This window comes from Streptomyces aurantiogriseus, from assembly GCF_014649375.1.
Taxonomy (GTDB): Bacteria; Actinomycetota; Actinomycetes; order Streptomycetales; family Streptomycetaceae; genus Streptomyces; species Streptomyces aurantiogriseus.
Window position 1 is genome coordinate 70,296 of sequence record NZ_BMSX01000019.1, and the last position, 13,436, is coordinate 83,731.

The 13,436-nt window shown below is 72.2% G+C and carries 10 protein-coding genes; 3 read left to right on the top strand and 7 right to left on the bottom strand.

Annotation, left to right across the window (positions count from 1 at the left end; all coding sequences use genetic code 11):
* Positions 1-318 precede the first annotated feature (318 nt).
* A complete protein-coding gene (locus IE263_RS33590; RefSeq protein ID WP_189941685.1) occupies positions 319-1,329 on the top strand; it encodes a 2-hydroxyacid dehydrogenase in 1,011 nt (336 codons plus the stop codon).
* 689 nt (positions 1,330-2,018) lie between these two features.
* Positions 2,019-2,696 carry a serine hydrolase gene (locus IE263_RS33595; protein WP_229911311.1) on the top strand — a complete coding sequence of 226 codons (678 nt, stop codon included), beginning with the start codon at positions 2,019-2,021 and terminating at the stop codon, positions 2,694-2,696.
* 68 nt (positions 2,697-2,764) lie between these two features.
* Here IE263_RS33595 and IE263_RS33600 read toward each other — a convergent pair whose 3' ends face one another.
* From IE263_RS33600 to IE263_RS33610, 3 genes are all read right to left on the bottom strand, one after another.
* Complete coding sequence (locus tag IE263_RS33600; RefSeq protein WP_189941687.1) at positions 2,765-5,695, bottom strand: poly(A) polymerase; 2,931 nt, start codon at positions 5,693-5,695, stop codon at positions 2,765-2,767.
* Complete coding sequence (locus IE263_RS33605; RefSeq protein ID WP_189941689.1) at positions 5,695-7,416, bottom strand: RNA ligase family protein; 1,722 nt, start codon at positions 7,414-7,416, stop codon at positions 5,695-5,697. The genes IE263_RS33600 and IE263_RS33605 overlap by 1 nt, the downstream gene beginning before the upstream one ends.
* A 62-nt stretch (positions 7,417-7,478) precedes the next feature.
* Positions 7,479-8,087, bottom strand: a complete 609-nt coding sequence (locus IE263_RS33610) for a DJ-1/PfpI family protein (RefSeq protein WP_189941691.1) — start codon at positions 8,085-8,087, stop codon at positions 7,479-7,481.
* A gap of 142 nt (positions 8,088-8,229) precedes the next feature.
* On the opposite strand from IE263_RS33610, the gene IE263_RS33615 reads away from it, so the two are divergent.
* Positions 8,230-8,850 carry a DUF7691 family protein gene (locus IE263_RS33615; protein ID WP_189941692.1) on the top strand — a complete coding sequence of 207 codons (621 nt, stop codon included), beginning with the start codon at positions 8,230-8,232 and terminating at the stop codon, positions 8,848-8,850.
* A 142-nt stretch (positions 8,851-8,992) separates the two neighbouring features.
* Here IE263_RS33615 and IE263_RS33620 read toward each other — a convergent pair whose 3' ends face one another.
* The 4 genes from IE263_RS33620 to IE263_RS33635 form a co-directional block, all read right to left on the bottom strand.
* Positions 8,993-10,291 carry an ammonium transporter gene (locus IE263_RS33620; protein WP_189941694.1) on the bottom strand — a complete coding sequence of 433 codons (1,299 nt, stop codon included), beginning with the start codon at positions 10,289-10,291 and terminating at the stop codon, positions 8,993-8,995.
* 102 nt (positions 10,292-10,393) lie between these two features.
* A complete protein-coding gene (locus IE263_RS33625) occupies positions 10,394-11,017 on the bottom strand; it encodes a helix-turn-helix domain-containing protein (protein WP_189941696.1) in 624 nt (207 codons plus the stop codon).
* 9 nt (positions 11,018-11,026) lie between these two features.
* On the bottom strand, positions 11,027-12,115 hold the full coding sequence (locus IE263_RS33630) for an FAD-dependent oxidoreductase (protein ID WP_189941698.1): 1,089 nt from the start codon (positions 12,113-12,115) through the stop codon (positions 11,027-11,029).
* The gene (locus IE263_RS33635; protein WP_189941699.1) at positions 12,112-13,431 is read right to left on the bottom strand and encodes an FMN-binding glutamate synthase family protein; all 1,320 of its coding nucleotides are present in this window, start codon (positions 13,429-13,431) and stop codon (positions 12,112-12,114) included. The genes IE263_RS33630 and IE263_RS33635 overlap by 4 nt, the downstream gene beginning before the upstream one ends.
* Between the last annotated feature and the right edge of the window lie 5 nt (positions 13,432-13,436).

Consider the following 13,436-nt stretch of genomic DNA (forward strand, 5'->3'; position numbering starts at 1 on the left):
GCGCGGGGCGGGACCGGGACAGCCGGCCCTCAGCCGCCTCACCCAGAGACCTGAGGCGGCGGCGAACCGGTCGTCAGCGTCCCACCCACGGCTTCCGGGGCGTACGCCTTTCCCGCCTCCGCCGGGGAGCCGGGGCCCGGCAGCGGCGCTGCCCGGGGCCGCGGCGCCCGGCGCGGACGGCCCACGGAGCTCCGCAGACCACTTCCGCAACGCCTTCCCGCTGAGCGGCTTGCCGGCCGCCTCCTCCCCCACCGGCCGCGTTCGCCGCCCGGGCCCCGGCCCGAACGCCCGGGACACCACCACCGAACGGAGTTCAGCATGTCCGGCACCTCCGCCCGCCGCCCCCGCGTAGCGGTCAGCCGCACCGGCCTGCCGGGAGACGCCGTCAAGCGCCTCGCCGCCCGCTTCGACGTCACCGACTGGACGGGCACACGGCCGCCGACAGGCGCCGAGTTGGCCGGACTGGTCCAGGGCTGCGAGGGCCTGCTCGTCCTCGGCAGTGACCGCGTCGACGCCGCGCTGCTCGACGCGGCCGGACCCGGCCTGCGCGTCGTGGCTCTCGCGTCGATGGGTTACGACGGCGTCGACGTCGTGGCCGCCACCGAGCGCGGCGTCGTCGTCACCCACACGCCCGACGTGCTTGCGGACACCACCGCCGACGTGGCGATGGCACTCATCCTGATGGCCCGGCGACGCCTGGGCGCCAGCATGGACGCGCTGCGCCGCGGCGCATGGGGCGCCTTCCGCATGGACGCCTTCCTCGGCCTCGACGTGCACGGGGCCACCCTCGGTCTGATCGGCTACGGCCGGATCGCCCGCGCCCTCGCCCGCAGGGCCGCCGGATTCGGCATGCGCGTACAGCACCACCACCCACGGCGCCGGGAGGACGACCAGCTGTCCCACTGGGTGCCGTTCGACGACCTGCTGCGGACCAGCGACGTGGTGTCCGTGCACACGCCGCTGACCGAGGAGACCGAAGGCCTGATCGGCACCACTGAACTCGCCCTGATGAAACCGACCGCCACCCTCGTCAACACCGGCCGGGGCGGAGTCGTCGACGAGAAGGCCCTGCTGGCCGCGCTGCGTCGGGGCGAACTGCACTCGGCAGGACTGGACGTGATGACCGGCGAGCCACGGATGAGTCCGTCCGATCCTCTGTTCAGCGAACCGCACCTGGTCGTACTGCCACATGTGGGCTCGGCGACCGAGGCGACCCGCGCGGCCATGGTGGAACTCGCCGCCCGCAATCTCGAGGCGGTCCTGGACGGACATCCCGCCCTAACCCCGCTCCCGGGCACCACGGGCCTGCCCGGCCGGCGCTTCCCTTGAACTGTGCGACGCGTTCGATCAGCACGCCGACACCCACAGCCACACCGCGCGACTCCGCCAAACGCCGCGAGGCGCTCACCGGCAAGAGTGGCGTGGAGTGGGCCACGGCACGCGGGACCAGGGGGCGGCTCGCACGACATGGCAGCGCGGGGCAGGTGCACAGGACCGGGAGAGACGGGCCTTCCGATTCCGAGGGGGCCGTCCTCAGGTGGCGTCTGCGGTACGCGCGTTGCGCCGTCGGGAGGAAACCGTCCCGGGGTGCGGCGCGCCTCACCCCGGAAAAGACTGTGGGCGTGCTTTTCCGCTTCCGGCTGCCGCTTGTGCGATTGAGGTCCCCGATGAATCCGAATCATGCTGCCTGTGAGCCCCACGGGATGGGGCACGCGTCCGTCCCGACCGAGGCGAGCGGACATGGCAAGGCCTGCGCGCGTCGGAAGCGAATACGACTGGCCCTGGCATGCTCAGCAGCGGGCATGCTGCTCACGGGCTGCTTCGCTGCCGATCACCACGCCACCGGTGACCGGGTCGGGCGTCCCCGGGCACAGAACCAGGCACCCTTGACGTCGGCACGCAGCAAGCCCGCCCAAGCGCCACCAGGCAGACACGGCACGCGGGCGTCGGCCCCAACGGACGCCAACAGCATGCTCGCTCGTTTCCTCGAACCGATCCGAACACAGAGCGACACTCAGATGTCGGTGGCCGTTCTGGAGCCGAGGACCGGCCGACGGGCGGTGTACGGCTCACAAACACACATCACCGCGAGCCTGGCGAAGGTGAACATCCTGGCGGCCCTGCTGCTGGACGCGCAGCGCGAGAGACGGTCACTCACCCCGTGGGAGACATCCACCGCCGCTTCGATGATCCAGAGCAGCGACAACGACTCCGCGGATGCCCTGTGGCGGCGTATCGGCGGCGGCCCGGGACTCAGTGACGCCAACGAGACCCTGGGGCTGACCTCCACCCAAGCAGGAACAGGTCCCTACTGGGGCCTCACCCGCACCACCGCGACAGACCAACTGACCCTGCTGACCGCCGTGTTCGCCGACAACTCGCCGCTCAGTGAAGAGTCACGCCACCTGATCCAGACCTTCATGGGCCGGATCGACCCCGAACAGGCCTGGGGAGTGTCCGCGGAAGGCAGCCGCTGGCAACTCAAGAACGGCTGGCTGCAGCGCTCCCACTCGCAACGCTGGGCCATCAACAGCATGGGGCGGGTCAAAGCACACGGGAGCACGTTCTACCTCGTCATCCTCTCTCACGGCAGCCGGAGCATGTCTCACGGCATCTCCGCCGTGGAACGAGCAGCGCAGTCAGCCGTGCACGCCCTTTGCAGCACTCCCCCTCCTGCGTCCCCGATCATCGGCTGACCCCTTTCCTGCCGATCCGAGGCCGCATCCACCGCCCATGGAGAAGGAAGGCCTGACGGTGCCATGGGTCACCGCAGCGTCGGAAAGGCACCGCCCTCGACGTGCGCCACGTCGACCCCCGGCAGGCCCGTGACCCACCGCCCGGCGACATCCGCGAGCCGCTCCGCGCCGAGTGGCGTGCGCCCGAGCCCGATCGCGTACCGTGCGCATGCCGGCCTTTCGGCGGACGTCGGCGCGGGCGTGGGGAGCAGCGGCTGCGGCCAGGGGTGCGCGTCCTTCACCCCTGCGTCCTCCAACGCGCTGAGCAGCGCGCGCATACGCCCGCGCACGCGCCCGTTCAGCTCGTCGAAGTCCTCCGCCCGCCGGGGCAGGACGGTCACCACGGCCCATGCCGCGTGCCGCCGGTGCAGGGGCGGCGGGGACAGCAGCTCGGGCCACGGATCCGTCCCGGACTCGGCTGCGGCCTCCACGGTCTCCCAGGCCCGGTACAGCTCCTGGCTCAGCAGGTCCCGCGCGTGCGGGCCGACCTGTTCGGTGCAGGACCGCACGGGTGCACTGGGCGTCATGACGGTCAGGGCCCCATGGGTCTCGTGGCCGTTTCCGGTGAGCGCGACGGGCTCCCGCCAGTCCCAGGCGGCCCATGTGCCGAAGAACCGCCGCAGCAGCTCACCGGCGTCCGCGACGTCCGGGGCGTCCCGGACCGTACGGGCCGCGAGCACCGCCCACGCCACCCCGGGAAGCCCGCCGAACGGCGCCGCGTCCAGCCCGCGCGCCCTCGCCCACGCCTTCACGCCTCGTGCCAGAGCCGCGAATCTCGATACCCCGTGCGCACCCACCGCTTGCGGGCTCACGGCCGCCAGGACCGCGTCCGCGTCGGACACCGCGCTCAGCGCGACGGCCGCGGCCTCGCCCAGCTCGGCCCGCCGGGTCACTGCCTCCTTCGGGGGCAACGGCCCCGTGGCCACGACCACCAGGTCCACGTCGAGTCCTTCGAGGTGGAACCGCAGCCCCGGCACGCGCGCGCCGACGACCTCCCGCATCCGCTCGGCACCCGGCAGCGCGGCCGAGACCCGCTCCCGTACGGCCGCGAGGTCCACCGTGCCGGGCAGCACCGCGACGACGTCCAGGTCGGCCCCGTCGAGTGCGCAGCCCATGCGCCGCGACCCGACGAGGTGGACGGCACCCTCGCCGAGCGCGTCCGTCAGGCGTCGCACGACCCGCTCGGCCGCCGCGTCGTCGGCAGCGGGCAGGACGCGCGCGGCGGGGGCGGGCGCGGCCCAGTCCTCCCATCCCCCATCGGGCCGGCCGAGGGCGGGCTCGGGAAGCCACCGCACCTCGCCGGTGCCCAGGGCGATCGTGGCCCGCGGGCGCATCGGTTCGTCGCCCCGCCGGGACAACAGGACCAGCCGGCCGACCCGCGCGGTCATGGGAGAGAGGCGGGCCGCGCAGTCGACGGCGACGGCGTGCGGGTCGCTGGTCCGGCCGAGGCTCAGGTGCGGGGTGAATCCGTCATGGCGTCCACGGCAGCGCGGGAAGCGCCGCACGAGCGCCTGCCACAGCTCCGCCCACGGCGTCTCGTCGTCTGCCGCGGGGTCCAGCCACACGGTGGCGCCGTGCCGGTGGCCGAAGGTGTGCACTCCCTCCAGCCGTGCCGTGAACGGCGCGATCTGCGCGGCCGCCGTGGCGAGCAGCGGCGCCGCCTGCTCGAAGTCCGACTCGGGGACGAACCCGAACAGCACGTTGACGTGCGGCGGCCAGCGCCGGATCTGCACGTCGTGGTCCCGGCGCACGTCCTGGAGCGCCGGCCACAGCTCGCCCGGCGGAACCCACGCCAGCGCCGTACGGGCTGTCGGCGCGACCTCGAGCACGTCGACGGGGGTGCCGGTGCCGCAGTACAGGTCGGCGGCGACCCCGTAGTGGTCGGAGACGTACAGCCCTTGCGGGGCGGGTGTGTCGCCGAGCAGGGCGACGCCGGTCACGCTCGGCCCGTCGACGGGGCGGACGAAGACGCGGTCGAGGCGGGAGGCGCGGCCGGTCAGGGACGAGACGGCGGCCAGCGGGTTGACGCGGGGGTCGAAGGTGGGGGAATCGTCGTGCGGCCCGTGCGTCTCGGTCCAGGCGTCGAGCATGCCGAGCGTGCGCGCCGGGCCGGGCCCGCCGTCGTTGAAGTCGCCGACCAGGACCAGGCCGCCCTCCACGCCTGCCAGCCCTTCGGCGAGCCGGGTCAGTTCGGCGCCGCGCCGGGCCGGGCCGTCCTCGGAGTGGTCGCTCGTCAGATGGGTGGCGGCCACGGTCAGCGGTCCGGACGCGGTGTCCACGACGACGGCGGTGACAGCCTTGTGGGGGCCGAGGACGTGCAGGGCCGCCTCCCGGACGGGGAGCCGGCTGAGCAGGAGCTGCCCGCAGTCGTCGACCTCCTTGCCGTAGGGGTCGGTGCCGACGGTGTAGGCGGCTCGTACCCACGCCGTGTCCAGCAGCATGGCCAGCAGCCCCGCCTCGACCTCCTGCAGGGCGATGACGTCCGCGTCGGCGCGCTCCAGTGCCTGAAGCAGCAGCGGGCGGCGCAGGGCGGTGTCGATGCGGTGGCTGTCGTAGCGGTCCCACAACGTGTTCCAGGTCAGCACCCGCACCCGATCGCGCCCCGCCTCCCGCACGGTGGACGCGGCGGGCGCGGCCGGGATCCACCGCCCGGCGGCCGCGTCCCACGCGTGCGGCGTGCGCGCCGTGAAGAAGGGCGCCCGCAGCCGCCGCGCCTCGCGCACCCGTCCGGCGGCGCAGGCGTCGATGCGGTCCACGCCCGTGGCGCGGTCCCAGACGACCTCGCCGTCGGCCTCCACGAACAGCACCCGGTGCCACGGGATCTCGCCGCCCGGCACGAACGTCGGCAGCGGCACCCGCTTGGGCGCGGCGCCGCGCTGGTGGATGCCGAGCACGAACCGCGCGGGGTCGAAACGCGCGTCCCAGCGCACCCGGTGGTAGATCTCCTCGCTGGTACGCATCAGGCGTCCTCCCCCTCCAGTGTGCCGTCGCGGTCCTGCACGGTCCCGTCCGCGCCCACGTACCAGGTGCGGTGCGCCTGGCCGGGGTACGGCGGCACGAACCGGCGCAGCTGCCCCGTCAGCACGTCTGCCGGCACCGGATGCGCACGCGTGGCGTTGCGCCGTACGAGCTCGTCCTCGTCCGTGAGCAGCACGGCGTGCGTGACCAGCGCGTCGCGCCGGTGAGCCACTGCGTGCACCAGGGAGCGCTGGTGCGGGTTGAGCGAGGTGGCGTCCCACACCACCGTGCCACCGGCCGCGAGCGCCTCGTCCAGCCGTTGCAGGCCCTCCCGCAGCACCTCCCCGTTGGCCTTCTGGTTCGCCCGCGCGCCGCGCGCCTCGCGCAGGCCGTCCAGCGCGACGCACGCCGCGATGCCCTCCAGCCGCGCCGCGAAGGCGCTCTTGCCGCTGCCGGACGGCCCCACGAGGTGCACCAGCCGGGGGAAGTCCCCGCCACGCCACCGCCACGTCGCCGCGACGGCCTCCTCCACCGTCAGGACCCGCCCTTGGGCGCATGTCTCCCGCGCCTGTGCCCAGCAGCGGTCCCCCGCCTCGCCGCCGACCCCGTCCCGCCCAAGCGCCTGGCGCAGCCCGTCCCGCAGCGGGCCGAGCGGCGCCTCGCCGTACACCCCGGCCTCCTGCGCATGCAGAGCGGACCACTCCACCTGTTCCCGCGCCTGATCGTCCCCGGCGACCGCCTCCGCGACGGCGTGCAGCACCCCCAGATCGGCCGCGAACGACATCCGTACGAGCCCGGCCCGCCGCTCCGCGTCCGGGTACGGCCGGTGCAGTGCGGTGTGCAGCCCCACCAGATCGGCGACCCGCCGCGCGAGCGGCACACCCAGGGGCCCGGCGGTCCTGCTCATCAGCCGCGCCCGTGGCGTGCGGTGGAGCAGCGCGGCGAGCACCCCCGCGAGCCGCGCCTCCCCGCTGCGCCCCAGTGCGTCCAGCCGCGCGCCGGCCTCGGCGGCCGCGCCCGTGTCCCCGTCCGCCACGCCCAGGTGCCCGGCCAGCGCTTCCCCGTCCGGCGCCGCCCCGGACCGTACGGCCCACAGTGCGGCCGCCGGGCCGAGCCCGTTCTCCACGACGGCCGCGTGCATCCAGTGCGTCCCCGTCGTCACATGCCCGGGCCGCACCCACTTGGCGACCCGCCCGGCGAAGTCCTCGAGCGCGAAGCCCTCGACGGTCCGTACGACGTATCCCTCCTGCCGTCCGGTCTGCACCTGCAACCGCCGCAGGGCCCGCTCGTCGAACACCCCCCGCCACAACACCGGCGGCACCGGCACCCCCAGACCCCGCAGGAACCGCACGGTCGCGTCCCAGCCCAGACACCGGTCGTGCTCGTCCCACACCGAGAATCCGTAGAAGTAGCCCTCCAAGGCGTCGTACGGGATCGAGTGCCGCGCGTACATGTTCTCCCCGCACACCCGCCACCCCGCCGGTATCCGCGCCCCCACACGCCCCTGCAACGCCTTCACCCACGCCCGCGACGGATGGTGCGCGGAATCCACGGACCTCGCGTGCAGCCCGTCCGCGTACAGCGTCGTGTTCTCCCCGTCGAGCTTCTCGGTGACGACGATCTCCCGCCCGACGAACCCGCTGAGACTTCCGGCCCGCACATCGTCGGCGGAAGCGCCCGGTGACCAGGGCAAATGGGGAGTTCGGGGGTAGGGAGTGCGCATGCCGGGCACTATAAGGCGGCGGGAAACGGCCCCTCCAGCGGATTAACGGCCGGGCGAGAGCGTCAGCGCAGTGCACCCTCACCCGCGTGGACGGCACGCAGGGCGCGCTCGACAGTCTCCTGGTTTTCGCCGACCGGCGCCACGTAGTCGATGACGTCGCGCGCGGCGTCCGCCCCGAGCATGCGGGTGATCACCCACGTGGCGAGATACTGGGACGCCAGGCAACCGCCCGCCGTGGCGATGTTCCCCTCGGCGTGGAACGGCTCGTCCAGCACGGTGACATCGAAGGCTTCGACAAAGGGCCGGCTCTTCATGTCCGTGCACGCCGGCATGCCGTCCAGCAACCCGAGCCGGGCGAGCACCAGCGCGCCGGAGCACTGCGCACCGATGAGCTGTCGCGCAGGGTCGAGCTGCAGCCTGGAGATCAGCCGGTCGTCGGCGACCACGTCTCGCGCCTTCACTCCGCTACCGATCAGCACGACGTCGGCTTCGGTCACGAACTCCATCGGGCGCTGCCCGGTCACCTCGACGCCGTTCATCGACGTGACCACCGGCGTCGGCGTCGTGATGAAGGCTTCCAGGCCGTCGTTGCGGCACCGGTTGATCAGCGCGGAAGCGATGAAGCTGTCGAGCTCGTTGAACCCGTCGAAGGTGACCACGGCTGCCTGCATCACAACTCCCTCGAGTACGGCGTCAGATCTCCAGTCTCCCGGGCGCGCCGTTCCGGATCGAGAGCCAATCAGCGGCTGGTGGCATGCCTGCCGCGGTTCGTCGTCAACGGCGGTGTCAGTGGGTGCCTTTAGGTTGGCTCTCATGAGTTCTTCGCTGAGTGTCTACCTGCTCGACGTGGCTGCCACCCGGGCCTTGGTCGGTTCCCGTGACGACCAGTTGCTCGAGGTGATCCGCGACAACTTCGGGGACGACCTGGCCCGCGACGACGACTACTTCAGCCACCAGATCGACAACGGCGCGCCCACGGCGTATGAGGCGCTGCGCGCGGTCGTCCACGGCGGGCCCTTCAGTGACAGTGAGGCCCACGCGTTCCAGTACGGATACGCCTACAAGAGGCTGTGTGCGCTCACCGGTTCGTTCCTGGACAACGACTGCTTCACACCCCACCGGGGCGACTGGCTGTCGGTCGTCGACCAGGGCCTCAAAGCCCTGGGGATCACCGCCGTGTCCGTGGAGGCCTTCAGCCACAGCGATCTGCCCGCTCCTCTGCCGTACACGTTCACGCCGGGTTGCGGTGAGTGGACACCCCGTCAGATCGCTCAGGCACTGGAGCAGTTCGAGCACACCAAGCGGGCTGTCGACGAGTCCGGGCAGGCTCCGCCGCTGGAGCCGGAAGTCGTGGAAGCCGTCATGCAGTGCCTCGGCTGGATGCGGCACGCGCAGGAGCGGCCCAACTTCGGCCTGATCGGCTTTCGCTCCTGAGACGGTGCGTGCGGACGCGCGCTGCCCGGTCAGTCGGGTGGGCAACAGCTCGGGCAGATTACGCGCGACGACATGTAGTCCGCCCCGTCCCCGAAAACCTTCGCCGCTTGCGTGGAGGCTGGGCGGCGCAGGGTGGACGTCCCTATCCCGCAGCGGCAGGTTCGGGGGTCGGGGCGGTGGTCGGCGAGTGGGTGAGGTCGTAGGCGCTCTCCGCGTGCAGGTGGACGTCGACGCCCTCCTGCTCCACCTCGGGGCGGACCCGCAGGCCCATCGTCTTGTCGAGCACCTTGGCGATCAGCCACGTCATACCGAAGGAGTACGCCAGTACGGCGAAGGCGCCGACTGCCTGCTTTCCGAGGAGGGAGAGGCCGCCGCCGTAGAGGAGGCCGTCGACGCCGTTCGGGGCGTCCGCCGTGCCGAGGATGCCGACCAGCAGGGTGCCGGTGACGCCTCCGACGAGGTGGATGCCGACGACGTCGAGGGAGTCGTCGTAGCCGAACTTGTACTTGAGGCCGACGGCGAGGGCGCAGACCGCTCCGCCGATCGCGCCGAGGGCGAGCGCACCGAGCGGGGAGACGGCGCCACAGGAGGGGGTGATGGCGACCAGGCCGGCGATCGCGCCGGACGCGGCGCCGAGGCTGGTGGGGTGGCCGTCGCGGAGCTTCTCGACGACGAGCCAGCCGAGCATCGCGGAGCAGGTGGCGGTGAAGGTGTTGAGCACGACGACCGAGGCGGCATTCGAAGACGTCAGCGCGGAGCCGCCGTTGAAGCCGAACCAGCCGAACCAGAGCAGGCCGGCGCCGAGCATCACCAGGGGCAAGTTGTGCGGCCGTTCGCCGTTCTTGGCACCCTTCTGCCAGCCGATGCGCTTGCCGAGGACGAGGATCACGGCCAGGGCCGCCGCGCCGGAGTTGATGTGGACGGCCGTACCGCCGGCGAAGTCGATGGCGCCGAGCTTGTTGACGATCCAGCCGCCGACGACGTTCTCGCCGTCGAAGGCGAACACCCAGTGGGCGACCGGCAGATAGACCAGCGTCACCCAGATGCCGGTGAAAGCCATCCAGGCGCCAAACTTGATGCGGTCCGAGATCGCACCACAGATCAGGGCGGCGGTGAGGGCCGCGAACAGGGCCTGGAAGGCGGCGAAGACCGAGAGCGGGATGACGGCCTTCGGGTCGTCCTTCATGACGCCGCTCAGGCCGAAGTACTCGGTGACGTCACCGAGGATTCCGGCGCCTCCGATCGAGTCGCCGAAGGAGGCCGAGTAGCCGTAGACGACCCAGATGCAGCCGACCAGGGCGACGGACCCGAAGGTCATCATGATCATGTTCAGAACGCTCTTGGCGGCGACCATGCCGCCGTAGAAGAGCGCGAGGCCCGGCACCATCAGACAGACGAGTGCCGTGCTCGCGAGCATCCAAGCGGTACTTCCGGTGTCCATGCGCACACTCCACAGAGAAGTCCAGCAGGAAGAAACTTCGTGCCACTGCAGTAGACCGGAGGTGCGTTACACGACCCTTCCATGGCCGATTAACGCCGGGTTTCAGTGCTGCGGGCTGTCCCCGAAGGCCGTGACCGTCAGAAAGCGAATCGGCAACTCGACCAGCCGCTCGGGACCGTGCGGGGCCTCGCCGTCGAACTGCAGGGCGTCGCCGGGGCGCAGGGTGTAGCTGGACTTGCCGTGGCCATACACCATGACGCCTTCCAGCATGTAGAGGAGCTCGGTGCCGGCGTGCTGGAAGAGCGGGAAGACCTCGCTCTGTTCGGTCAGCGTGACCAGCAGGGCGTCCATCCGTTTGTGGGCGCCCCGCAGCGAGCCGAGCTGGGCGTACTCATGACCGACGCGGGTGCCGCGCCGCACGATCCGGGCGCCGTGCCCCGCGGGGACGAAGACCGCCTCGCGTTCGTCGTCCATGCCGCGGAACAGGGCGGTGACCGGGACGTCGAGACCGCGCGCGAGCCGGGAGAGCGTGGTGAGGCTGCACGCGGTCTGGGCGTTCTCGATCTTCGAGAGCATGGCCTTGGAGATGCCGACCCGCTGCGCCATCTCCCCGACCGACAGCCCGGCCGCCTGCCGGTACTCGCGGGCCCGGACCGCGATGATGCGCTCCAGGGCCTTGTCGTCGGAGTCCTGGGACTCCGCTGCGGGGTCGGGGTGCTCGGTCACCCGCGCATCCTACGCCGTACGGTGCAGGCGGAACCGAGGGTGGGGCTCGGTGCGGCCGGTGGCGAGGTCGGCGGCCATCGCGCCGATGAGCGGGGCGAACTTGGCGCCGTGTCCGGAGCACGGAGAGGCGATGACGAAGGGGCCGTGGCGGTCGAGGACGAAGTCCTCGTCGGGTGTGGTGGTGTAGAGGCAGGTCGCTTCGGCCACCGGGGCGGGCTCGAGGCCCGGAAGGCGGTCCCGTACGAAGCCGCTCACCCGCGTGCGCGACGACGGGTCGACGATCCCGTCGCGGGTGCGGGCGGTGGTGGGGGTGCCGCGGTCGTGCTCGGCGACCTTGACCGCGGGGAGCGAGCCGCCGTCGCTTCCCGACGGCAGGCCGTAGAGGTGCAGCGCACCGTCCCAGACCAGGGTCGGCCACTTCACGGACGGATCGCGCTGCCGGAAGTGGAAGACCTGCTGCTGGGTCACCTGCAACGGCGGCAGAGCGACGGGCAGTTCGAGCTCGGGCAGCCAGGCGCCGGCGGCGATCACCACAGTGTCCGCGACGACCTCACGGCCGTCGTCGGTGTGCAGCAGAACCCTCTCGCCGCCCCGGACGTCGATGCCCGTGACGCGGGCGCCGATGATCGCTTCCGCGCCGTGTTCGATCGCCCGCCGTACGCAGGCCCCGACGGTCTCGTCGGCGTCGACCACGCCCGCGTCCGGGTGGTGCAGCACCGGGCCCGTGACGCGGATGTACGGCCAGCGCTCCAGGGCTGCTTCGGGGCCGAGGAGTTCGTGCGGCACTCCGGCCGCATCGAGGACGGCGGCCAGCGCCTTCGGGTCACGGTCCTCGCCCATGTCGAGGCCACCGGTCGTGCGCAGCAGGGGGGTCGAGGCGTCGTCCTCCAGCTCCCGCCACTGCTCGTGCGCCTGCCCGGTCAGCCGTACGTAGAAGGGGTCGGCGTACGCCCGCCGGAAGATCCGCGAGCTGCCGTGCGAACTGCCGTGCTTGTGGGCGATGTCGTACGCCTCGATGAGTGCGACCTCGTGGCCACGCCGGGCCAGTTGCCAGGCGGTGGCCGCGCCCATCAGCCCGGCGCCTACGACGGCGATCACAGACCCTCCCCGGGGATCCAGTTCGTACCCGCGAGCGGGACGCGGGCCATGGCAGCGGACTCGATGGTAAGTGCCACCAGGTCCTCAGGCTCGAGGTGAAGGAGATGGGCCTTGCCACAGGCGCGGGCGAGGGTCTGGGCCTCCATGGTCATCACCCGCAGGAAGTTGGCCAGCCGGCGGCCGGCCTCGGCGGGGTCGAGGCGGGCGGACAGTTCCGCGTCCTGGGTGGAGATGCCGGCCGGGTCGCGGCCGTCCTGGTAGTCGTCGAAGTAGCCTGCGGCCGATCCGAGTTCGCGGTACTCGGCGTCGTACTTCGGGTGGTTGTCGCCGAGTGCGATCAGCGCGGCCGTGCCGATGGCGACCGCGTCCGCGCCCAGGGCGAGCGCCTTGGCCATGTCGGCGCCGCTGCGGATGCCGCCCGAGACGATCAGCTGCACCTCGCGGTGGACGCCCAGCTCCTGCAGCGCCCGGACGGCCTGGGGCAGGGCGGCCAGGGTGGGGATGCCGACGTGCTCGATGAACACGTCCTGAGTGGCGGCCGTACCGCCCTGCATGCCGTCGACGACCACGACATCGGCGCCGGCATGGACGGCGAGCTTGACGTCGTAGTACGTCCGGGTCGCGCCGACCTTCACATAGATCGGCTTCTCCCAGTCGGTGATCTCGCGCAGTTCGAGGATCTTGATCGCGAGGTCGTCGGGGCCGGTCCAGTCGGGGTGGCGGCAGGCGCTGCGCTGATCGATGCCGACGGGCAGCGTCCGCATGCCGGCGACCCGCTCGGTGATCTTCTGGCCGAGCAGCATGCCTCCGCCGCCGGGCTTGGCGCCCTGGCCGAGCACGACCTCGATGGCGTCGGCGGCGCGCAGGTCGTCGGGGTTCATGCCGTAGCGGGACGGCAGGTACTGGTGGACGAGGTGCTTGGAGTGGCCGCGCTCCTCGGGGGTCATGCCGCCGTCGCCGGTGGTCGTCGAGGTGCCGACCTCCGACGCGCCGCGGCCGAGGGCCTCCTTGGCCTGGGCGGAGAGGGCGCCGAAGCTCATGCCGGCGATGGTGACGGGGGTGGCGAGCCGCAGGGGGTGCTTGGCGTGCCGGGTGCCGAGGACGACGTCCGTGTCGCAGCGTTCGCGGTAGCCCTCCAACGGATAGCGGGACATGGAGGCGCCGAGCAGCAGCAGGTCGTCGAAGTGCGGGAGCTTCCGCTTGGCGCCCCAGCCGCGGATGTCGTAGATGCCGGTCTCGGCGGCGCGCTGGATGGCGTGGATGGTGGCGCGGTCGAAGGTCGCCGACTCGCGCAGGCCGTGGGATGCGGGTTCCATGGCTG